26 protein-coding genes and 2 tRNA genes are annotated in these 22,039 nt (G+C 33.2%); 11 read left to right on the top strand and 17 right to left on the bottom strand.

The window, feature by feature from the left end; genetic code table 11:
• The first annotated feature begins 1 nt into the window (after position 1).
• The 3 genes from E1J38_RS11110 to E1J38_RS11100 are packed head-to-tail and all read left to right on the top strand — an operon-like array spanning position 2 to position 2,344.
• Positions 2–1,537 carry a carbon-nitrogen hydrolase family protein gene (locus E1J38_RS11110; RefSeq protein WP_133356931.1) on the top strand — a complete coding sequence of 512 codons (1,536 nt, stop codon included), beginning with the start codon at positions 2–4 and terminating at the stop codon, positions 1,535–1,537.
• A 44-nt stretch (positions 1,538–1,581) separates the two neighbouring features.
• Positions 1,582–1,911 (top strand): hypothetical protein, encoded by a 330-nt coding sequence (locus E1J38_RS11105; RefSeq protein ID WP_133356933.1) that lies wholly within the window; start codon positions 1,582–1,584, stop codon positions 1,909–1,911.
• A gap of 16 nt (positions 1,912–1,927) precedes the next feature.
• Positions 1,928–2,344 (top strand): VOC family protein, encoded by a 417-nt coding sequence (locus E1J38_RS11100; RefSeq protein ID WP_133356935.1) that lies wholly within the window; start codon positions 1,928–1,930, stop codon positions 2,342–2,344.
• A gap of 51 nt (positions 2,345–2,395) precedes the next feature.
• Here the strand turns inward: E1J38_RS11100 and E1J38_RS11095 are convergent.
• Positions 2,396–2,479: transfer RNA gene (locus E1J38_RS11095), tRNA-Leu, on the bottom strand.
• A gap of 155 nt (positions 2,480–2,634) precedes the next feature.
• Positions 2,635–2,707: transfer RNA gene (locus E1J38_RS11090), tRNA-Lys, on the bottom strand.
• 141 nt (positions 2,708–2,848) lie between these two features.
• Between E1J38_RS11090 and E1J38_RS11085 the strand changes: the two genes are divergently transcribed.
• Complete coding sequence (locus E1J38_RS11085; RefSeq protein WP_133356937.1) at positions 2,849–3,367, top strand: shikimate kinase; 519 nt, start codon at positions 2,849–2,851, stop codon at positions 3,365–3,367.
• Here the strand turns inward: E1J38_RS11085 and E1J38_RS11080 are convergent.
• On the bottom strand, positions 3,359–3,862 hold the full coding sequence (locus E1J38_RS11080; RefSeq protein ID WP_133356939.1) for a phosphoribosyltransferase domain-containing protein: 504 nt from the start codon (positions 3,860–3,862) through the stop codon (positions 3,359–3,361). The two genes, E1J38_RS11085 and E1J38_RS11080, sit on opposite strands and share 9 nt — an antisense overlap.
• 28 nt (positions 3,863–3,890) lie before the next feature.
• On the bottom strand, positions 3,891–4,262 hold the full coding sequence (locus tag E1J38_RS11075) for an RNA-binding S4 domain-containing protein (RefSeq protein WP_133357038.1): 372 nt from the start codon (positions 4,260–4,262) through the stop codon (positions 3,891–3,893).
• Positions 4,263–4,422: 160 nt separating this feature from the next.
• Between E1J38_RS11075 and E1J38_RS11070 the strand changes: the two genes are divergently transcribed.
• Positions 4,423–5,388, top strand: a complete 966-nt coding sequence (locus tag E1J38_RS11070; RefSeq protein ID WP_133356941.1) for an FKBP-type peptidyl-prolyl cis-trans isomerase — start codon at positions 4,423–4,425, stop codon at positions 5,386–5,388.
• Between the two features lie 40 nt (positions 5,389–5,428).
• On the opposite strand, the gene E1J38_RS11065 is transcribed toward E1J38_RS11070, so the two are convergent.
• Complete coding sequence (locus E1J38_RS11065) at positions 5,429–6,046, bottom strand: fumarylacetoacetate hydrolase family protein (RefSeq protein WP_133356943.1); 618 nt, start codon at positions 6,044–6,046, stop codon at positions 5,429–5,431.
• A 305-nt stretch (positions 6,047–6,351) separates the two neighbouring features.
• Positions 6,352–7,557, bottom strand: a complete 1,206-nt coding sequence (locus E1J38_RS11060; RefSeq protein WP_255449873.1) for a multidrug effflux MFS transporter — start codon at positions 7,555–7,557, stop codon at positions 6,352–6,354.
• Positions 7,558–7,629: 72 nt separating this feature from the next.
• Between E1J38_RS11060 and E1J38_RS11055 the strand changes: the two genes are divergently transcribed.
• The gene (locus E1J38_RS11055; protein WP_133356945.1) at positions 7,630–8,223 is read left to right on the top strand and encodes a Crp/Fnr family transcriptional regulator; all 594 of its coding nucleotides are present in this window, start codon (positions 7,630–7,632) and stop codon (positions 8,221–8,223) included.
• A gap of 134 nt (positions 8,224–8,357) precedes the next feature.
• Positions 8,358–8,933: a YceI family protein gene (locus tag E1J38_RS11050; protein WP_133356947.1), complete on the top strand. Its 576-nt coding sequence runs from the start codon at positions 8,358–8,360 to the stop codon at positions 8,931–8,933.
• A 52-nt stretch (positions 8,934–8,985) separates the two neighbouring features.
• Here E1J38_RS11050 and E1J38_RS11045 read toward each other — a convergent pair whose 3' ends face one another.
• From E1J38_RS11045 to E1J38_RS11020, 6 genes are all read right to left on the bottom strand, one after another.
• The gene (locus E1J38_RS11045; protein WP_133356948.1) at positions 8,986–10,527 is read right to left on the bottom strand and encodes an acyl-CoA carboxylase subunit beta; all 1,542 of its coding nucleotides are present in this window, start codon (positions 10,525–10,527) and stop codon (positions 8,986–8,988) included.
• Positions 10,528–10,533: 6 nt separating this feature from the next.
• A complete protein-coding gene (gene accC / locus E1J38_RS11040; RefSeq protein WP_133356950.1) occupies positions 10,534–11,973 on the bottom strand; it encodes an acetyl-CoA carboxylase biotin carboxylase subunit in 1,440 nt (479 codons plus the stop codon).
• Positions 11,974–11,976: 3 nt separating this feature from the next.
• Entirely contained in the window at positions 11,977–12,462 is a 486-nt protein-coding gene (locus E1J38_RS11035) for an acyl-CoA carboxylase biotin carboxyl carrier protein subunit (RefSeq protein WP_133356952.1), read from the bottom strand.
• Between the two features lie 136 nt (positions 12,463–12,598).
• On the bottom strand, positions 12,599–13,270 hold the full coding sequence (locus E1J38_RS11030; protein ID WP_133356954.1) for a PrsW family intramembrane metalloprotease: 672 nt from the start codon (positions 13,268–13,270) through the stop codon (positions 12,599–12,601).
• Positions 13,270–13,824, bottom strand: coding sequence for an NUDIX hydrolase (locus tag E1J38_RS11025; RefSeq protein WP_133356956.1), 555 nt, complete (start codon positions 13,822–13,824; stop codon positions 13,270–13,272). The genes E1J38_RS11030 and E1J38_RS11025 overlap by 1 nt, the downstream gene beginning before the upstream one ends.
• A gap of 114 nt (positions 13,825–13,938) precedes the next feature.
• Positions 13,939–15,027, bottom strand: a complete 1,089-nt coding sequence (locus tag E1J38_RS11020) for a M42 family metallopeptidase (RefSeq protein ID WP_133356957.1) — start codon at positions 15,025–15,027, stop codon at positions 13,939–13,941.
• Between the two features lie 138 nt (positions 15,028–15,165).
• Between E1J38_RS11020 and E1J38_RS11015 the strand changes: the two genes are divergently transcribed.
• Genes E1J38_RS11015 through E1J38_RS11005 form a run of 3 tightly spaced genes read left to right on the top strand, consistent with a single transcriptional unit; the run spans position 15,166 to position 16,973 of the window.
• Positions 15,166–15,849, top strand: coding sequence for a DUF4294 domain-containing protein (locus E1J38_RS11015; protein WP_133356959.1), 684 nt, complete (start codon positions 15,166–15,168; stop codon positions 15,847–15,849).
• 1 nt (position 15,850) lies between these two features.
• On the top strand, positions 15,851–16,477 hold the full coding sequence (gene trhA / locus E1J38_RS11010) for a PAQR family membrane homeostasis protein TrhA (RefSeq protein ID WP_133356961.1): 627 nt from the start codon (positions 15,851–15,853) through the stop codon (positions 16,475–16,477).
• Between the two features lie 4 nt (positions 16,478–16,481).
• Positions 16,482–16,973 carry a GNAT family N-acetyltransferase gene (locus E1J38_RS11005; RefSeq protein ID WP_133356963.1) on the top strand — a complete coding sequence of 164 codons (492 nt, stop codon included), beginning with the start codon at positions 16,482–16,484 and terminating at the stop codon, positions 16,971–16,973.
• 82 nt (positions 16,974–17,055) lie between these two features.
• Here the strand turns inward: E1J38_RS11005 and E1J38_RS11000 are convergent, their stop codons facing one another.
• From E1J38_RS11000 to E1J38_RS10985, 4 genes are all read right to left on the bottom strand, one after another.
• Positions 17,056–17,484: a DUF4268 domain-containing protein gene (locus E1J38_RS11000; RefSeq protein ID WP_133356965.1), complete on the bottom strand. Its 429-nt coding sequence runs from the start codon at positions 17,482–17,484 to the stop codon at positions 17,056–17,058.
• 40 nt (positions 17,485–17,524) lie between these two features.
• Positions 17,525–17,827, bottom strand: coding sequence for a GIY-YIG nuclease family protein (locus E1J38_RS10995; protein WP_133356967.1), 303 nt, complete (start codon positions 17,825–17,827; stop codon positions 17,525–17,527).
• A gap of 113 nt (positions 17,828–17,940) precedes the next feature.
• Positions 17,941–18,615 (bottom strand): ZIP family metal transporter, encoded by a 675-nt coding sequence (locus E1J38_RS10990; RefSeq protein ID WP_133357040.1) that lies wholly within the window; start codon positions 18,613–18,615, stop codon positions 17,941–17,943.
• A 46-nt stretch (positions 18,616–18,661) separates the two neighbouring features.
• Entirely contained in the window at positions 18,662–19,393 is a 732-nt protein-coding gene (locus E1J38_RS10985) for a class I SAM-dependent methyltransferase (RefSeq protein WP_133356969.1), read from the bottom strand.
• Positions 19,394–19,656: 263 nt separating this feature from the next.
• On the opposite strand from E1J38_RS10985, the gene E1J38_RS10980 reads away from it, so the two are divergent.
• Entirely contained in the window at positions 19,657–20,814 is a 1,158-nt protein-coding gene (locus tag E1J38_RS10980) for a THUMP domain-containing class I SAM-dependent RNA methyltransferase (RefSeq protein WP_133356971.1), read from the top strand.
• 131 nt (positions 20,815–20,945) lie between these two features.
• Here the strand turns inward: E1J38_RS10980 and E1J38_RS10975 are convergent, their stop codons facing one another.
• Complete coding sequence (locus E1J38_RS10975; RefSeq protein WP_186525858.1) at positions 20,946–21,956, bottom strand: DUF3500 domain-containing protein; 1,011 nt, start codon at positions 21,954–21,956, stop codon at positions 20,946–20,948.
• Positions 21,957–22,039 lie beyond the last annotated feature (83 nt).

The raw sequence follows: 22,039 nt of genomic DNA, 5'->3' as shown, positions 1-22,039 counted from the left end.
CATGAATTTAGAAGGTATTGAAAATATTGAGCTTAAATTTCTAACGGTTGATGACTTTGAAGAGCTAAAAGTTGCAACCTTAGAGGCTTATGGTGGCATGCTAGATTCTTATTGGAAAAGGCATCACATTGAGCGTTTAACGAGTTTATTTCCACAAGGACAGGTAGTTATTAAAATTGATGGTCAGTTAGCAGGATGTGCGCTATCGTTAATTGTTGATTATAATACTATTGATGATAACCACACTTATGCCGATATTATAGCGGGTGATTCTTTTAAAAATCATAATCCTAATGGAGATGTGCTTTACGGAATTGATGTATTTATAAAACCAGAGTTTAGAGGATTGCGGCTGGGGCGTAGGTTATATGATTACCGAAAAGAAGTTTGTGAAAACCTTAACCTCAAAGGCATTGTATTTGGAGGTAGAATGCCAAATTACCACAAACATAAAGATTTAACACCTAAAGCTTATATTGAAAAAGTAAAACGAAAGGAAATCCATGACCCTGTTTTAAACTTTCAAATTTCTAATGATTTTCATCCAGTTAGGATATTAAAAGGGTACTTAGAAGGCGATTCTGCCTCTCATGAATATGCCGTGTTAATGGAGTGGGATAATATTTATTATTCCAAGCCAACAAAAAAGGTTAGCACAACAAAAACGGTGGTGCGTTTGGGGTTAATTCAATGGCAAATGCGTAGTTACAAAAATTTAGATGCTCTTATGCAACAGATAGAGTATTTCATAGATAGTGTGGCTGCTTACAGGAGTGATTTTGCATTATTACCAGAGTTTTTTAATGCGCCTCTAATGGCAGAATTCAACCACTTGTATGAACCAGAAGCCATCAGGGAATTAGCTAAATTCACAAATAAAATAGTCGAAAAGTTAAAAGAACTTTCCATTAGTTACAACATAAATATCATTTCTGGTAGTATGCCAGAGGTTGTTAATGATAAACTATACAATGTAGGTTACTTATGCAAGCGTGATGGTAGTGTAGAACGCTATGAAAAAATACACGTTACCCCAGATGAATCTAAAGTATGGGGTATGCAAAGAGGAAATCAGTTAAAAACCTTTGATACCGATTGCGGTAAAGTGGGGGTCTTGATTTGTTATGACTCTGAGTTTCCAGAATTGTCAAGATTATTGGCAGATGAAGGTATGGATATTCTTTTTATTCCATTTTTAACCGATACCCAAAATGGCTATTCCAGAGTACGTTTGTGTGCTCAAGCCAGAGCCATAGAGAATGAATGTTATGTAGCCATAGCAGGTAGTGTTGGTAATCTACCAAACGTTAATAATATGGATATTCAATATGCCCAATCAGCTGTATTTACACCCTGTGATTTTTCTTTTCCTAGCAATGGGATTAAAGCTGAAGCTACGCCAAATACAGAAATGATTTTAGTGGCTGATGTAGATATTAGTTTACTAAGAGAGCTTCATTATTTTGGTGCAGTAAAAAATTTAAAAGACAGACGAAAAGATTTTTATGATGTTATTAGAAAGGATAGTCATAAATAGTATATTTATAAAATAAAACAACCCCAATCATAAAAACCAACCCTATGAAAAATAGAAATGATAATTTAAAGCGTGTCATTGTTGATTTTAAAAAATTAACCCCTGAGATACTTGCCTTATTAGTAGAAAAATATCCAGATGGTTATGATGATGATCAAATAATATCCTTCAGAAATCAACATAATGAAATTGTTGAAGCTGTTGAAGTCGTAACAGAGGATACCAAGTATTTGGTAAAAGTAGGTGTAAAACTTGTTAAGGCCATGGAGGACTTTTCAGATGAAGACCTAGATTCTGATAGTGATGATGACTCCAATAACGACTCTAACGTTGAGGATATAGAACTCTTGGAAGGTGAAGAAGATGTAGATTAATTATAAAGCATTAGTAATGAATGCAAAATTTCACCTAGCACTTCCTTGTGAAGATATTAATGAAACAAGGAAATTTTATACAGAAGTTTTGGGGATGCCTATAGGTAGACATACTGAGACATGGATTGATATTAATCTTTATGGAAATCAGATTACTTTTACTAAATCAGGTGATTTTAATTTCAACTTTAAAGATTACAGGTTAGGAGAACATGTGCTACCCTCCTTTCATTTTGGTTTGATAGTAGATACTGATTATTGGGGAGAACTTTATACAAAACTTTTTCAGGATAGTCAGCTAGAGGTTAGTACAGAGGTGTCTTTTATGGAGAATAAAATAGGTGAGCACTTATCTTTTTTTATTAAAGACCCCAATGGTTATATGATTGAATTTAAGAGTTTTAAAAGTGCTAATGAAATTTTTGAATCTTAAAAAAAGAAGGTTTAGAATAAACAAAATATTCTAAACCTTTTTTAAATAGTGTGCACACGAGAGGATTCGAACCTCCACATCCTTAAGGACACTGCCCCCTCAAGGCAGCGCGTCTACCAATTCCGCCACGTGTGCAATTTTTATTGTAACCTGTAGCGGTTGCAAATATAAAAATTAGTCTCTTAAAGAAGCGAATTTAGATTGAATAATACATTATAATAAGATTCATTTTAAATAAAAAAACCTTACTATTTTCAATATTAGTAAGGTTATTATAAAATCTTAAAAAGTGACCGGGCTGGGGCTCGAACCCAGGACCCTCTCCTTAAAAGGGAGATGCTCTACCAACTGAGCTACCCGGTCTGCATTTAACAAGATATGCTTGCTGTTTGCGGGTGCAAATATATAATGTTTAATTAATAAAACAATGTTTTTTTTGAATAAATTTTTGTTTTTTTGCCACGCTTTAACGTATGTTTTTAATAATCAAATTATAGCGTAAAAATGGTAGTTGTTTTAATAGGATATATGGGGTCTGGTAAGTCTTCGATAGGAAGTAGATTGTCTAAGAGGTTAGATTTTGATTTAATAGATTTAGATGACTTTATTGAAGAAAGAGAAAATGCTAGTGTAAAAGAAATTTTTGAATCTAAAGGTGAAATTTATTTTAGAAAGAAAGAGACAGAATATTTAAAACAACTTCTTGAAACAGACAAAAACCTCATTTTATCTTTGGGAGGTGGTACACCTTGTTTTGGAAAAAATATGGATATCATTTTAAGTAATAAGTATGCTAAAAGTATTTACTTAAAATCGTCAATACCTAAACTTGCAAAAAAACTAATTAAAAAGAAAGCTAAACGTCCTTTAATAGCTCATATAGAAACTGAAGAAGCTTTAGCAGAATTTATTGGTAAGCATTTATTTGAGAGAATGCCTTTTTATAATAAAGCAGAGTATGTTGTAAATACAGACAATAAGTCTAAAGACAAAATCACCAAAGAGGTTATTGAGTTACTCTAAAACAGCTTCATATACTTTTCCTTCTAGAACTACATTGACGTGTTCGTGTAGTGAGGTGGATAAAGAAATACCTTTAAAATCTGCTTTTACAGGATATTTCTTATGATTTCTGTTAACCAAAACAGCGGTTTTAAATTGTTTTAAGGGTACATTTAAAAAATGTTTAACCCCATAAATTAATGTGGTACCAGAATTTAAAACATCATCAACTAGTACTAAGGATTTGTTTTTGTACTCTGATTCTGGGATTGAGGTTTTTATTTCGGACTGAGGACTTTTTTTGTCGATGATTACTTTACATAAAATAGGTTTTATTTCAGATATTTTTTCAAGTGCTGTTTTTAATTTTTTAGCAAAAACGTAACCATTTTTATCAATTCCAGCTAGAATAACTTCATTTTCATTTACATTACTCTCATATATTTGAAAAGCAATACGTCTTATTTTATGATTTATTTCAGTGTGATTTAAAATCACGTTGTCTTTTACAGTCATATCTTTATTTCAAATAATTAAGGTAAAATTACTGATTTTCATCAGTAAAATCATCAATATCGCGTCTATCTTTTTTTGTGGGTCTACCAGTGCCTTTTTTTCGGTAGTAGTCCTTAGAGTATTTTAGTAGTTCTTGAGCTTCAAAATGCTCATTAGGAGTGGTATCTGTTCTATAAATATCAACCAACTTAGCACCAACCCTGCTCTCTGGAATATCGTTAACAGTTAACCTGTAAATTATTTGGTTTTTTCTTAACTCAATAACATCTTGAGGAAAAACTTCCCTGCTGGGTTTTACTTTATCTAGATTTACTTTTACCTGTCCTTTTTTACAAGCGGTAGTAGCCAATGATCTGGTTTTGTAATACCTAACACACCATAAATACTTATCAATACGCATATAATTATTTGCAAAAACTACGTTAATGTTGTTGTGCAAGATGGCTTTAAAATTGTATCTTGCGGCTCAAAAATAAACATTATTAAGAATTTAAAGAATAATTTAGGTGTTACTCATTTACTTAAAATAATGTTTCAGTTTAAGTTGAAAAAATATTAAAATGAAGTTAGAAAAAATAGGTCTGTATACATTATGTATGGTGTTTTGTTTTTTATCGTGTAATAAAGATGATGATAGTAGTGACGATGTAATCGTTGTTGAGATAAGGGATAGAGATGAACAACAACTAATAGATAATGATTCTCTAGTAGAGTTTTTAGAAACTCATTATTACAATAAAAGTGCTTTTGAGGCAAATAACAACTCAAAAATTACAGATTTACGAATACTGAGTACACAAGGGCTTAACATTTCTGGAGATGCCGACTCATTATTGATAAATGCTGTAGGAATTTCTAAAAAAACGGTTTTCGCAGATACTGATTATGAGTATTACGTACTGAACCTAAATGATGGAGGAGGAACTGAGTCACCAACTTTTGCTGATAATGTCTTGGCTACCTATGAAGGATATACCTTAGATGCTGATTTGAATAATTTAGACGATGCATTTGATAGTAAAGTAAACCCTGATACCTATTTTGATTTAACTACATTAATTCCGGGCTGGAGAAGAGTTTTTCCACAGTTTAATGTCGCTACCGGTTATGTTGACAATGGGGATGGAACCATTAGTTTTAATAATCCCGGAATAGGTGTTATGTTTTTGCCCTCTGGTCTAGGTTATTTTCAGAATGCCCAATCTCTCATCCCAGCTTATTCGCCATTAATCTTTAAGTTTGAATTAATTGATACTACTGAGAATGACCATGATAATGATGGTATTCCTTCCCATGAAGAGGATTTAAATGACGACGGTGATTTTAATATAAATTCAGCTGAAGGGGTTATTGACGGTGATGATACTGATGAAGACGGTATTCCAAATTATTTTGACCCAGATGATGATGGTGACGGTGTTCCAACGGCTAATGAAGATATTGATGGTGATGGAGACCCTACCAATGATATAGGTAAAAATGGCATTGCTAAATACTTAGATCCTGAGGAAACAGAATCTAACTAAAAATAAAAAACACTTCTTCTTGAAGTGTTTTTTATTGTGTTTAAATCATCTTAAAATCCAGCATCAATTCTCCTTCTATAGATGCTTGTAAATGGTCTCCTTTATTAATTAAGCCAATACCATCAGCAGGGGTTCCTGTGAATATTAAATCACCAGGATTTAGGGTCATGAAAGTAGAAATGTAAGCTATAATTTCAGAAAAATCGTAAATCATAAATGCTGTATTTCCAACTTGAATTTGCTTTCCATTAATTTTTAGGTCAAAATTTATATTCTCCAAATCAGGAAACTCAGAAATTGGCTTGAACTCAGAAATAGGAGACGCTCCATCAAAACTTTTACTCAATGCCCAGGGTAACTTTTTCTCTCTACTCTCATTAAGTATGTCTTTGGCTGTATAATCAATTCCCACCGCAAAATCACTTATGTAAGAAGGAGCTTCAGCCTTAGAAATATTTTTACCCACTTTTCCAATTTTTGCAACTAGCTCTACTTCATAAACAATTTCATTAGAAATATGTGATGGATAAACCACGTCTTTGTTTCCAGTAACCAATGTGCTATCTGCTTTTAAAAAAATGAGTTGACTGCCGTCTTTTAAATGGGCTATGTCACTTTTGTCAGTTGCATAGTTCTTACCAATTCCTATTATTTTCATGATATTTCTATTTAAAAAGTTTATTAATTTAAAGCCATAAAAGTAATGAATTGACAAATAGATAATAACAGAAATTATTAATTTAAAACCATTTGTGTTTTGGCATTCCACCTTTCTCTGTGTATTCTCACAGATAAAGTCTTCGGGCTTTCGCTAGTCGCTTTTAAAAAAGAGCTCCAACAAGCGCTCAATCCCTTATGCATAATATACGTTACATGTAATTAAAAATAAAAATCACATAGAAAATAGATTCAGAGTTTTAACTATTTAAACTGTAAACAGTAATTTATGAATGCCCTTAATATTTATAATTTATTAGTGCTTTCTGGCTTTCTTAAAATTACAAAAGTAAGTACAGAGAGTACTCCAAATAAAGAAAACCCAATAAAAAGAGGCAGCACAGAATCTGTTATAAAACCACCAATATAGTTTGCAATTGGCACCGCCATAACTGTAGAAACAAATCCATTAATAGCGGCTCCAATACCTGCTATATGCCCAAGAGGTTGCATTGCTAGAGCTCTCAAATTTCCAAACAGAAATCCTACTGCAAAAAATTGCAAAGCAAAAAAGCTTAATAATATCTTAATACTAGGGTTTTGTCCAGACCAAAATAAAGCAACATAAGCAAGCGAAACAACAGCATAAGCTGCAGCGGCTCTGTAAGCAATTTTCCACATACCATATTTAACTACAAGTACACTGTTTAGATAAGTGGCTAGACCAACTGAAATGGCTAAACTAGCAAAGATATAAGGAAACAAATCAGCTAGATTGTATTGTTGTTCAAATATTTGTTGAGAGGTACTTAAGTACACCATAAAAGACCCCGTAATAAATCCAGAAACAATTGTGAACGCCACGGCATCTCTATGTTTTACAAATTCTTTTACACCATCTATAAATAAATGCGAAGTCAATTTAATTCTTTTCTCTTTTACTAATGTTTCTTCTTGTCGCTTCCAAAACCATAGCATAATTAATAACCCATAAATTAGGTTAATGTAGAATATGGAGTGCCAACTGTAAACACTTAAAACTAGTTGCCCCATAGCAGGAGCAATTACAGGAACTAGAATAAATACCATGACAACTATAGACATAATTTTTGCCATATAGTTTCCACTGTAAGAATCGCGGATGATTGCAAGACTCAAGGTTCTAGGAGAAGACAAACCAACACCTTGAAGTACACGCCCTAGAATCATCATTTCAAAACTTTTGGTAGTTAAGCAAATAATACTTGCAATAATAAAAACAAGAAAACCAACATACACGATAGGTTTTCTTCCAAAACTGTCAGACAACGGACCAAAAATTAATTGGCCAAAACCAAGCCCTAAGAAAATCATGGTAATTAGTAATTGATTGTCATTGGGGTTAGAGACGCCTAAGTCACTTCCAATATTTGGTAATCCTGGTAATAATGCATCAATAGAAAGTGCCACAAGAGACATTAATGAGGCCATTAAAGCCACAAATTCTATTTTAAAAGAGTTTCCGTTTTGCATGGAGCAAAAGTAACCTAATATTATTTATTTTTGTTTTATAAATAGTTATTATCATCGCAGATTACTAGGCACATGATTCAGGAAAAAAAAGCACAACCATTATTGGATTACATACGCAGGTTTGTAACCCTGACTCATGAGGAAGAAACCATTGTATTATCTAGCGTTAAGTACAGAAAATATTTAAAAGGGCAATATATTGTACAGCAAGGTGATGTTTGTAAATACAGTAGTTTTATTCTTTCTGGATGCACCAAAACCTTCTATGTAGATGATAAAGGGCAGGAGCATATTATTATGTTTGCTATTGAAGACTGGTGGACTTCAGATATTGGAAGTTTCATAACGCAAACATCTGCAGATTATAATGTGCAATGCTTAGAAACAACAGAGACCATTCAGTTTTCATATTACGCACAAGAAGAACTGCTACAAAAAGTACCAAAACTAGAACGTTTGTTCAGAATGATGTTGGAGCGTGCTTTTGTAGCTTCACAAAAAAGAATTGTTAGAAATTTTAGTTTAACGGCTAAGGAACAATATCTTCATTTTAAAGAGCAATATCCCGAAATTGAACAACGCATTCCTCAATATATGATAGCTTCTTATTTAGGTATCACCAAGGAGTTTCTTAGCAAAATTAAAAGCCAGTTGGCTTCAGAATAAAAGTTAATCTAGTTTAACATTATTTTATAAACTACCTTATTTTCTTGTTAGATAATATTACTGAAATTTGTAAAAAATTATTTAATGCGTCTTATCGCCGTTAATTAAAAATTACATAAATAAAACATAAACTCATGAAAAACATAATGAAAACATTAGGATTAGTAGCAGTATTATTTTTATCGTTCGCTTTCAATACAATTGAAGACGATAAAAAAGAAATTAAAGTAGAAAGTAGTAAAGTAATTTGGAAAGGTTACAAAGTAACAGGGTCTCATCAAGGAACCATAAACTTAAAGTCAGGGGTTTTAAATTTTGAAGATGATAAGCTTGTAGGTGGTGAGTTTGTTATTGATATGACCAGTATTAACACTACCGATTTAGAAGGAAACTGGAAAGATAAGTTAGATGGTCACTTAAAGTCTGATGATTTTTTTGGTGTTGCTACATATCCAGAAGCCACTTTAGTTTTTACAAATGTTGAAGCTTCAGGTAAAAATGCTTATAAAGTTGTAGGAGACTTAACTATTAAAGGAAAAACAAACCCTGTAGAATTTACCATTTCAATATATGGTAGCAAAGCTACTGCTAACTTAAAAATTGACAGAAGTAAGTACGATGTTAGATATGGATCATCAAGCTTTTTTGATAACTTACAAGACAAAGTAATTTACGATGAATTTGATTTAATTACAGATTTAGAGTTTTAATACCAAACAACGATGAAATTTAAAAGCACCTTAATGAGGTGCTTTTGCTTTTCTATAAAGGAATATTACCATGCTTTCGTTTAGGCCCTTCTTCTTGTTTGCCTTCAAGTATGGAAAATGTTTTAATCAATTTTCTTCTGGTGTTTTTTGGCAAAATTACTTCATCAATAAAACCACGTCTGGCAGCTCTGTATGGGTTAGCAAACTTTTCGGCATATTCTGCTTCTTTTTCGGCAAGTTTTTTAACAGGATTTTCAGCGGCAGCTATTTCACGCCTAAAAATAATTTCACTAGCACCTTTAGCACCCATTACCGCAATTTCGGCACCGGGCCATGCATAATTAAAGTCAGCTCCAATATGTTTTGAATTCATCACATCATAAGCGCCGCCATAAGCTTTTCTGGTAATAACGGTGACTCTAGGTACTGTAGCTTCGCTTAAAGCATAAAGCAGTTTAGCCCCATGAACTATGATACCATTCCATTCTTGATCGGTACCTGGTAAAAAACCAGGAACATCTACTAATACTAACAGAGGAATGTTAAAACAATCACAGAAACGTGTAAATCTAGCCGCTTTTTTTGAGCTCTTAACACCAAGTACACCAGCTAAAAACATGGGCTGGTTGGCAACAATACCAATACTTCTACCACCTAAACGTGCAAATCCTACAATTATGTTTTCGGCATAATCTTTATGGATTTCATAAAAGGAATCTTCATCAATAATGCCTTTAATTACCTCATGCATGTCATAAGGTTTATTAGGGTTTTCAGGAACAATATCAGACAAAATATCTCTTATTTCGTCTTTTGGATTGAACACTAGTTTTTCAGTAGTTTCTCTATTGTTTTGTGGTAGGTAACTTAAAAGCTTTTTGACATCTTCTAAACATTCAATATCGTTAGCAGAAGTTTTATGAGCCACTCCAGATTTAGTAGCGTGTACATGGGCTCCACCTAATTCCTCGCTACTCACTTCTTCGTTGGTAACTGTTTTTACCACATTAGGCCCTGTTACAAACATATAGCTGGTGTTTTCTACCATGATTGTAAAATCTGTTATGGCGGGAGAGTATACTGCACCACCAGCACAAGGCCCCATAATAGCTGAAATCTGGGGAACAACACCTGATGCCCTTACGTTTCTATAGAAAATATCGGCGTAACCACCTAACGATTTAACACCTTCTTGAATACGTGCACCACCAGAGTCATTCAAACCCACAATTGGAGCTCCTACCTTAACAGCCATATCCATGATTTTGCAAATCTTTTCGGCATGGGTTTCAGATAAAGCACCACCAAAAACGGTAAAATCTTGCGCATAGATATAAATCAATCTACCATTAACAGTTCCGTAACCCGTAACTACACCATCTCCAAAATAAATTTCTTTATCCATTCCAAAATCAGTCGTTCTGTGGGTTACTAAAACACCAATTTCTTCAAAAGACCCTTCATCTAGTAAATAATTAATACGTTCTCTGGCTGTTAACTTTTTCTTAGCGTGTTGTTTATCAATACGTTTTTGTCCACCACCTAAGTGGGCCAATGCAACACGTTCATTAAGTTTCTTTATTCTTGAATCCATAAGTATTTAGTTTGGTATTCTTAAAAGTTTTTGGTCTGCTAAATATTGTTTTAAAGCCATTAAAGCAGCAATTTTAGACTCGTTTTCAGTATCACTTTGAAGTACCTCAGGCGCATAGTATTTTTTTACAAAGTGTGTGTCAAAATTCCCTGAGCAGAAGGCCTCATGTTCACATACAAACTTGCCAAAGGGCAATGTGGTTTGAACTCCTTCAATATGATAGTTATCTATAGCTTTAATCATGAGTTGTATTGCTGCTTCTCTAGTTTTTCCGTAGGTAATTAATTTTGAAAGCATGGGATCATAATAGATGGGAATATCAATACCTTCTTCAAAACCATTGTCTACTCTAATACCCTCTCCAACCGGAAGTACATAGGTGCTTAAGTTACCAACACTGGGAAGAAAATCGTTCAAGGGGTCTTCTGCATAAACTCTTAACTCTAAAGCATGACCACAAATTTTTAAATCCTCTTGTTTTATTTTTAGGGCTTCACCGCGCGCTACATTAATTTGAAGTTCCACTAAGTCAATACCAGTAATTAATTCAGTCACCGGATGTTCAACTTGCAAGCGTGTGTTCATTTCTAAGAAGTAGAAATTATGATCTGCATCCAGCAGAAATTCTACCGTACCTGCACCTATGTAATCACAAGACTTGGCTACATTGATTGCCGCTTGCCCCATTTTATCTCTTAGTTGTGGAGATAATACAGATGAAGGTGCTTCTTCAACTACTTTTTGATGGCGTCTTTGCACAGAACATTCTCGCTCAAAGAAATGAAGGTAATTACCATACATATCAGCCATAACCTGTATCTCAATATGTCTTGGCGAGGTTACATATTTTTCAACAAACACAGAACCGTCTCCAAATGCTGATGTTGCCTCACTTATGGCACGTTTCATTTGACTCTCAACATCTTTTTCTTTCTCAACAATACGCATACCTTTGCCACCGCCACCGGCTGCAGCCTTTATAAGAATAGGGAAACCAATTTTTTTAGCAATGTCTATGGCTTCTTTTGGGTTGGTAATTGCATGGTCAACACCTGGTACCATTGGAATATTGTAACCTTTTACAGCTTCCTTAGCGGCTAATTTATCACCCATCATTTTAATGGCCTTAGACCGCGGTCCGATAAAAATAATATTATTAACTTCACATAACTCAGCAAAATCAGCATTTTCACTCAAAAAGCCATACCCTGGATGAATACCATCAACATTAAGTTGTTTTGCAACTTCAATAATTTTATCTCCTCTTAAATAGGATTGGCTTGATGGTGCTTCGCCTATACAAACTGCCTCATCAGCAAATTTTACATGAGGTGCATTTCTATCAACTTTAGAATATACAGCAACGGTTTTAATACCCATTTTTTGTGCTGTACTCATAACTCTAATGGCAATTTCTCCTCGGTTTGCTACTAATATTTTTTTCATAACCTATTCAAATTCAATTAATAGTTGGTTTTTTTCAACAGTATCATTTTTTTGGACACTAATAGATTTTATTACGCCATCTCTTGGAGAATTAATTACGTTTTCCATTTTCATAGCCTCAAGAATAAGTAATGAATCATCTTCTTTTACTTCTTGTCCCACGGTAATATTAATCTCTAAGATAAGACCTGGCATAGGAGCTTTAATAGAATTAATATGCTTAGATGTACCTATGGCAAACCCCATTTCTTTAATAAGAAGATCTAAATCATTAAAAATATTTACCCTGTAGACGTTTTTATTAATTTTAACCTTATAGGTTTTATGGTTAAAATCACTCTCTACAATAGTGGCTCTGAAAGATTTGTTGTTTTGAAGAATATGAAATTTAGATTTTGAAATCTCTACCACATCCAGTTTAGAAATGTCTTCGGTATTAATTTCAAAATCAAAAGTATCATTAACCTTAGTTTTGAAAATCTTATTCATAATTAGAATACTTGGTTTAGGTAAATATAGTTATAATGTATTAGACATAATACAATGGTTAGCAAGTAAAAAGAACCATAAATATATTTAAACTAGCAATTTATAAATATGAGACTCATTATGTTAACAAACTGTTTTAAGGTTTGAAATTAGAGCTGGCTTGATGCCTTTTGATGGCCTTTCTAGAAAGGATTATAGCAACAATTAAAGAAATAAATGCACCTAACCAAATACCAGGAATAAAATCTATAAACAGAAAGAAGTCGTAGGCGCCGTGGAATCCAGAGGCCAGTAATAAACCAGTTAAATTTAGTAGTGCTTTGTTTTTAGAGAATTTAGCTTTTCCCATGAAATAACCCATCAGTATCCCAAAGGTAGCGTGAGCAGGAACTGCTGTAAAAGCTCTCAATAAAGCGGTTTGGTAACCGCTCTCTAGAACGTAAAAAATGTTTTCAGTGGCAGCAAACCCCATAGATACCATAACGGCATAAATAATACCATCAAAAGGTTCATCAAACTGTTTACTAGGTTGTGCAAAATATCTAACAATGATATACTTACTGAACTCTTCTGAAAGACCTACTACAAAAAATGCATAAATAAATTGTTGAAAGACACTACCACGATTAAACTCAATGACGGTACCAATAATATAGTAAATAATGGTAGTTACTATAATGCTAACAATAGCTCCTAACAAAAAATTAGATAATAAGAATCGTTTAGGTTCTTTTTCATATTTATCTTTATAATAAATATAAATTATGACTATAAATACAGGTGCAACAGCAAGTAATAATAAATTCATTATCTAACAGTTTCTATTATTTTTTTAAGTACAAACTCATAGTAACTTTTGTTTGAAGGCACAAAGTGGTTACCATTATCTCCGAGTGTGTTAATGAGTTGCTGAAATTTTTTAAATGACACTAATTTAAGCGCATCAACTTCTCCCTTTTGCGGAATTAATACTGATAGCGGCGAGTGCAATTCGGCAATAAACGTGTTGTGAAACTCAAAGTCTTTTATGCCATTATCATAATTTTGAAAACACTTAAAAACACCAATTTTATTTAAATCAGATTCTATAATAGACAAACTTATTTCTTCCAATGTTTCCCTGATGGCAGCTTGTTCTATAGTCTCGCCTGAGTCTATATGTCCAGCTACTGATACATCCCACATTAACGGACAAATAGTTTTTTCTGCAGACCGTTGTGATAATAGTACTTGGCCATTTTTTGTATAAAACCAAATATGAGCCGTGTTATGGTAAAGCCCCTTTTGGTGTATCACAGATTTTAATTCTGATTGTCCAGTTAGGTTGCCATTAGTATCAACAACATCTATAAGTTCATCCATAACAGAAATATAGGTTATTACGAGGAGCGAAAAGTGACGTGGTCATACAGATTCATAAATAAAGAGATTACCATACTATGCTTTGGTCTTATTCACAATGACGTCTATAATGTTTTATTCAAAATAACTAAACGTATCGCCGTCTTTTATGTTTAAAAGGGTTTCGTAAATTAATCTAATTACATTTTCAACATCTTCCTTATGAACCATTTCAACTGTTGTATGCATATACCGAAGCGGTAACGAAATTAAGGCAGAAGCCACACCACCATTACTATAAGCAAAAGCATCAGTATCTGTTCCAGTAGCTCTAGATAGTGCAGACCGTTGAAAAGGAATCTTCTTATCCTCAGCTGTATCAATAATCAAATCGCGTAACTTTTGTTGAACAGCCGGGGCATATGCCACTACAGGACCCTTACCAATTTCTAAATAACCTTCTTTTTTCTGTTCAATCATGGGAGTTGTAGTATCATGTGTTACGTCTGTAACAATAGCTACGTTGGGTTTTATGGTTTGCGTAATCATTTCGGCGCCACGTAGCCCAATTTCTTCCTGTACCGCATTGGTTATGTATAAACCAAATGGCAGTTCCTTTTTATTTTCTTTTAGTAAACGCGCCACTTCAGCAATCATAAACCCTCCCATGCGGTTATCTATAGCTCTACAAACAAATTTATCATCATTTAAGATGTGAAACTCGTCTGGATAGGTTATAACACAACCCACATGCACCCCTAATTTTTCAACATCTTCTTTATTAGAGCAACCACAGTCAATAAAAATATTGTCTGGTTTAGGGGGCTCTTCTTTAGCTCTATTTCGAGTGTGGATGGCAGGCCAACCAAAAACACCCTTAACAATGCCTTTTTTAGTATGAATATTTACTACTTTACTAGGAGCAATTTGATGATCACTACCTCCATTTCTAATAACATAGATAAGCCCATTATCACTTATATAATTAACATACCAAGAAATTTCATCGGCATGTCCTTCTATAACCACTTTGTATTTTGCTTTGGGGTTTATCACACCAACCGCAGTACCATAGGTGTCTGTAATAAACTCATCAACATAGGGTTTTAGATAGTTCATCCACAGTTTTTGTCCACCCCATTCATAGCCAGTAGGAGCAGCATTGTTTAAGTATTTTTCTAGAAATTCAATAGATTTTTTATTAAGTATATGCTTCTTCGCCATTTGTAAAAGTTTTGCACTAAAATAATAATATAAACAGAAAGTGCACCGCCTTACAACATAAAAATAACCACCTAAAAAAAACGTTATAACAAGAGTAAATTAGTAATTTTGACAGTAAAGGCCTCAATACACTGAATAATGAACAGGTTTAAATACATATTTTTTCTGTTTCCAACATTTTTAATGGCTCAAGTACACAATGTTAAGCAAGATTCTACTTCAACAGTTGAGTATTTAATTATTGAAGGAGATTCTGTTCCTAGAACCAGTATTGGACTAGCAGAAGTTAGACTTTTGCATAAGCTTAAATTTGATAATAGAGAAGACCGTATTAGATACTTGATTTTAAGGCGAAAAACTATTAAAGTTTACCCTTATGCCAAATTAGCTGCTGTACGTTTAGATTCAATGAACAAGCAAATGGCAAATATGAAGCGAAAGCGCGATAAAAAGCGTTATACCAAGCGTGTACAAAAATACATTGAGGGAGAATTTTCAGATGAATTAAAAAAAATGACACGAACAGAGGGTCAGATTTTAGTAAAACTAATACATAGGCAAACAGGAACCACAGCTTTTGAATTGGTAAAAGAATTACGTAGTGGATGGCGCGCCTTTTGGTATAATACTACAGCTAGTATGTTTGATATTTCATTAAAGCAAGAGTTTGATCCTGAAAATGTGAAGGAAGATTATTTAATTGAAGATATTTTACAGAGAAACTTTCAGAGCGGCCGATTAGAAGCCCAAGAGCCGGCTTTAGAATTTGATTTCTATGATTTAACCGATAAGTGGTTAAACGCTGATTCTCAAGAGAAATAGTATGCGAAAACAATCCTATTTTGAAGAAAAGCTCAATGCCGTAAGTCATGGTTTTGGTGCAATTTTTGGAATAATTGCTTTAATTTTGCTAATTGTTTTTGATACTCATAAAACACCTTGGAGTTTATTTAGTGTTATTGTTTACGGTATTTCTATAATAGTGCTTTTTACAGCTTCTACGTTATATCATGCTGTTACAAACGAAACATTAAAGCGGTACTTTAGAATAGTAGACCACATTAGTATTTATTTGCTAATAGCTGGTACTTATACCCCTGTTTTATTAGTTACATTAACAGATAGTCTAGGTTGGTTACTATTCTGGGTGGTTTGGGGAATTGCCGCTTTTGGTGTTATTCTAAAACTATTTTTTACCGGAAAGTTTGAAGTGTTTTCAACTTTGTTGTACTTAGTTATGGGGTGGTTGATTGTGTTTGATTTTTCAAATCTTTCTCAAGTTGTTGATAGTAATGCTGTAATATTATTGTTTGGCGGTGGGTTGGCATACACTGGGGGTATTATTTTTTATGTTATTGAAAAGATTCCTTTTAACCACGTCATTTGGCATTTGTTTGTTTTGGCAGGCGCTATTTTTCATTTTTTTATGATTTTCTTTTATGTAATTTAGTTATATGCTAACAATTTCAATTGCAAAATCTACCCAAGATTTTCAAAACATCGCTACACTTGCCGATATCATTTGGAGAGAACATTACATTCCAATGATTGGATTGCCACAAGTAAATTACATGTTGGGTAAATTTCAATCTGTTAACGCAATAGCACATCAAGTTGCCAATGGCTTTGAATACTATTTACTGCAATATGAAAATGTATCTGTAGGTTATATTAGTATAAAAAAAGAAACTGGAGTTTTGTTTTTAAGTAAGTTCTATGTATTGAGTGAATACAGAGGTAAGAATATTGGAAGAGAAGCACTGATTTTTATAGAGGAGAAGGCAAAAATTTATAATCTAGAAAAAATTAGACTTACCGTAAATGTTAACAACCTTAAATCTATAAAGGTTTATGAGACATTTGGCTTTAACAATGTAGGCTCTGTGGTAATTGATATAGGTAAAGGGTTTGTAATGGATGATTTTGAAATGGTGAAGAAGCTTTAAAGTAATTTTTTTGTGTAATTAACCCTAACTATTTTTCATTGTTTAGAGTTTAAATTTCACAACTAAAAAATAAATACCAAACCTAGCCCTCAATTACTTCTTTGTATTCCTCAAAAAAGGCCTCGAACAGACTCATTTTTTCATTGAAAAATGCCATGACTGTTTGCCATGAATTTTTGTTGTGAATAGACACCTTTTCCTGCAAAGGAATGTATATTCTTGAGATTTCTTTATAGTTCTCTAGTATGTATTCTTCATCAAAAATAGCCTCTGGGAGATAGTTCTCTAATAAAATGGGTTTTAAAGCAGTTAGCTTTTCCCAGTATTTAATTCGATGTTCCAAATCGTCTTCAAGATCTAGTGCTACCAAAGCCTTTTTGGTATCAAAATGAAATTTAAAGCTAAACCCCTTTAATTTGGTATTGTAAAGAATCCACTTCCTTGGAAAAGACTTTCCAAAACTGGTCCAAAATTCTTGTCGTAATATTCTAGATTCTTCTTTGCTAAACATAACTCCTTGTTGTCATCCTGAACTTGATTCAGGATCCACTTTAATTAAACAAATCTGAAGATAAATCGTTCCAACCTTTATTATCTTTTTCTATAAGATCAATTTTCCATTGCCTATTCCAGTTCTTCAATTGCTTTTCTCTTTTAATGGCATCGTTAACATGTTGAAAGTGTTCAAAATACATCAGTTTATCTAAACCGTATTTCTTTGTAAAACCCTCTACAAATTTATGTTTATGCTCAAACATTCTTCGCTCCAAATCATTTGTCATACCAATATACAATGTTCCATTCTTTTTATTTGAAAGAATATAAACATAAAAATTATGATGGTTTCTGTACATGTTTTGGATTCCGCATCAAGTGCGGAATGACAAGGTTATTTATTTTTTGGTATAGAGAAAAGAAAAAATGCAGTTAGATAGAGTCATTATTCTATTTTCTTCCTTCTTAATTTTTAAATCAAATAAGCAATCCCAACACCAAAAATAATGGCAATAAATTTAGACATATTAAATTTATGCCCATCACTACTTTCAAACAGTATGGTTGTAGAAATATGTAAAAAAATACCAATAACTACAGCATTAATAATATGTACGGTGTTACCTTCTGCTTCCCAAGTTTGTGAAATCAAGGTTCCAAAAGGTGTCATACAAGCAAATATTAATAAGAATAATACAATTTGTAGTTTTCTGTATTTAGCTTTAAACAAAAACAAACTAATTATAATTGCAATGGGTATTTTATGTACTAAAACACCATAAACCATATCATTATGTTCATGAATAGCAAAACCTTCTAAAAAGCTGTGAATACACAAACTAATAAACAGTAACCATGGGAAAGTTGTACTATTTTTATGAATATGCATGTGTCCATGTTCTGCACCCTTAGAAAATAACTCTAGTATTATTTGTAGCAAAATACCACACATAATAAAAAGGCCAGTACTTTTTGCTTCCAAATGATTGTAAACTTCTGGTAGCAATTCAAAAAGAGTAAGCGCTAATAAAAAAGCACCACTAAAAGAGAGTAGGAGCTTGGTGTCCCAAGATTTACTACTTTTAGTAAAACCTGCTATAACAATGCCTAAAACAACGGCTAAAAAAGGAAAAAGATAATCACTCATTGAAAATACATCCGTAAAAATGGTGCTAATTAATGCCAATTCGTGGCTATTTGAAAATCATTATTAAACGTTCAGAGGTTTTACTACTAAACTTATGCAATTTATAATCTCCAAAAACATCAAGCAAATGTACATCGGCTTTTTTAAATAAATCTTCAAAATCACTCAGTGTAAATGCCCGCACACGTTCCTGAAAATGGTATAAATTACCCTCTATTGTAAACTTAATATCTTTAATAATATAGCCAGCTTCAACGTAACGTTTTAAGTAGAAGGTAATATCATTAACAGTTTTAGCTTCCTCAGGAACTATATTATTAATTACAAATTCACTATTCATAAAATCAATAACACCAAAACCAAACTCATTTAAATTAGTCTTAATTGATTTGATAGTCTTAAGATTATCGGCATCATCATTAAAGTAACCAAAGCTTGTGAACAAATTAAAAACCGCATCAAACGTTTTATGGTAAGGTTTACACATGTTGTGCACGTCAAATTTTAACCTGTGATTTTCAAATTTTTTTGCAAAAGCAATACTGCTTTCACTCAAATCAACACCAGTTACATCATATCCAATCTTGTTTAGATATCTAGCGTGTCGCCCGCGTCCACAAGCCAAATCTAAAATAGTTCCGTTTTCAGGAATATTTAAATAATTGGTAAGAGTTTCCATAAAGGCATGTGCCTCGGTATCATCTCTATCCTTGTATAAAATATGGTAATATGGTGTATCAAACCAAGAAGAAAACCAAGTTGATTTATCTGCTATCATTAATTGTTTTTAAGGGTTTGTACTTTTGTAGTCAATTCAATTGTTCTCTACACATCACACTTTTGGTGTATTACTAGAACTGACATAAAAGCATGAGTTTACCCTGAGCGCAGTGAAAGGGCTTCAATCCTTAACCCAAATCCTGCTAATATAAACATAACGCAAAAATACAGGTTTTTTTATCATTTAAAAATTATGTTTTTACCCCAGAAAAATTACTCTATTTTTGTTGTGTAGTTAAGCTTAACGCAACACACAGAAAAATGGAGGACAATTTTAAAATGGTGGCAAAAACCTTATTTGGTTTTGAAGATTTATTAGCTAATGAGCTCACGCAACTTGGCGCCCAAGAAGTTAAGAAGGGGTTACGCAATGTGAGTTTTGTAGGCGATAAAGGCTTTATGTATAAGGCAAATTTGGGATTAAGAACAGCCATTAAAATTTTAAAACCCATACATAGTTTTAGGGTTCATAATGAACAAGAGTTGTATAACAACATATACAAAATGCCATGGGAAAACTACCTGAAATCTAGTGGGTCTTTGGCGGTTGATGCCACTGTTTATTCCCATTTATTTAAACATTCATTATTCATTGCATTAAAGACTAAGGATGCTATTGTAGATAGGTTTCGGGACAATACTGGGCAACGCCCCAATGTAGATTTAAAGTTTCCAGATGTTAAGATAAATGTGCATATAGACCGCAACCAGTGTACAGTGTCTTTAGATTCATCTGGCGATTCTTTACACAAACGCGGTTATAAAACAGCCACTAATATTGCACCCATTAACGAGGTGTTGGCAGCAGGTATGATTATGCTATCTGGTTGGGACGGACAGAGCGATTTCATGGATCCTATGTGTGGCTCTGGAACTATGCTTATTGAAGCGGCTATGATTGCCTGTAATATACCGCCCAATTTAATGCGAAAGGAATTTGCCTTTGAGCGTTGGCAAGATTGGGACGTAGATTTGTTTGAAAAGATTGAAGAATCGTTGCTTAAAAAAACACGCGATTTTCATTATAAAATTATAGGGTATGATAAAGCGCCTAGTGCCGTGTATAAAGCCAAAGACAATATTAAGAATGCCCAATTAGATGATTTTATTACCGTAAAGCACGAAGACTTTTTTAAAACTCAAAAAGGAGGAAGTGGTAAGTTACATATGGTATTTAATCCACCTTATGGAGAGCGCTTAAATATTGACATGGAAACGTTTTACAAAAACATTGGCGATACACTTAAGCAAAACTACCCAGGCACCGAGGCATGGTTTATTACCTCAAACTTAGATGCTTTAAAGCATGTAGGGTTGCGCCCTTCACGAAAAATACAACTGTACAATGCTAAACTAGAATCTCGTTTGGTTAAGTATGTGATGTATGAAGGGAGTAAGAAGGGAAAGTATATGAAGTAGATGTTATAATTAAGGTTTTATTGTGTTTGTAATACTAAGAAACTAATTTATTCTTAACAGAAAATAAGAATTACTTACTAGGAATTATAAATATAGTATATGTGTAGAAAGGACTTAAATTAACAAGATTGTTAATTATGATGTTTAGAATGTTTGTAATGTTCCATAATTAAATCTCTACCAAAATCGCCATCAAAATCACGCCACACACAATGTATGTGGTTAGCGTTGTTTTGAGTATTATCCAGTTCAATTAAAAACGTTTTACCTTGTATTCTGTAGTAATGCGGCTCACCTTTTTCGGTGCTTCCTGCCCAAGCAAAACGTAAATCATTAAATTCTTCCTGTAGTATTTGAGCCTCTCTAATATGTGCTAAATCGTCCGGTAGAGCGCTTAAGTACTCAGTTATAATAGCCCTTAATTTGGTCCTTTGTTTATCGTTAAGAGCACTTGCTAGAATACCTTCGGGTTTTAAAGGCTCTACTTTAGAGTGGTTATAAGTTAAAATATCATTGTAGGCAACATTAGTAAAAATAGCTTGTTTACGTTGATGTTCAGTTAAGGAATTAACAAGTGCATAGGCTAGTTCTTCTTCTCTATGCAAAGTACGCTCTCCTTTTCTACTACCACTTCTTACAATGGCAGGATTAGCCCCAAAAAAGCGGGGAGTAGCCGTAATGTTATCATTAACTACGGTAAAGTTTAAAGCCACATGATGCCCCTCAAATGCCCAAGCCCAAAGTTTGTCATTTTTTGGATTGCCATAAATGGCTATAAAATAGGCTTCGGGATTTCTGTATTCTGGGTCACCTCCCAATTCAGCCAAAACACTTTCAAGGCTAATTATTTTTTTAGTCTTATTGTAACCAGATTCGCTTAAAAAATAGCCAAGCATTTTAAAGAAAAGGTCTTTCTGTTCTTTATTGAGTTCTTTTAATGAAATACCTTCACGAGGATAGGATTTGTTTGGTAAAAAATGCCATGATTCCCTTGAGGCATCATTAAACGGAAACAACACTTTTTCTATTTGCTCAGTGTTTAAAGAATCTAAAAACTTTACTACATGTTTACTATTGTGTAAACTAAAAGATTGTAACAGAAAGAGGGCAATTATGCCAATTATAATTATTAGTTTTTTCATTTGTTTAGTCATTGGAATAAAAACATTCTAAGTTACGTTATTTATCTAAAATAGCTTGAGTTTTCATGGGAGTTGTTTGTTTA

The organism is Seonamhaeicola sediminis (assembly GCF_004358095.2).
Lineage (GTDB): Bacteria > Bacteroidota > Bacteroidia > Flavobacteriales > Flavobacteriaceae > Seonamhaeicola > Seonamhaeicola sediminis.
Note: the sequence above shows the minus strand (reverse complement) of the source record. Positions and strands in the feature narration are given on the sequence as shown.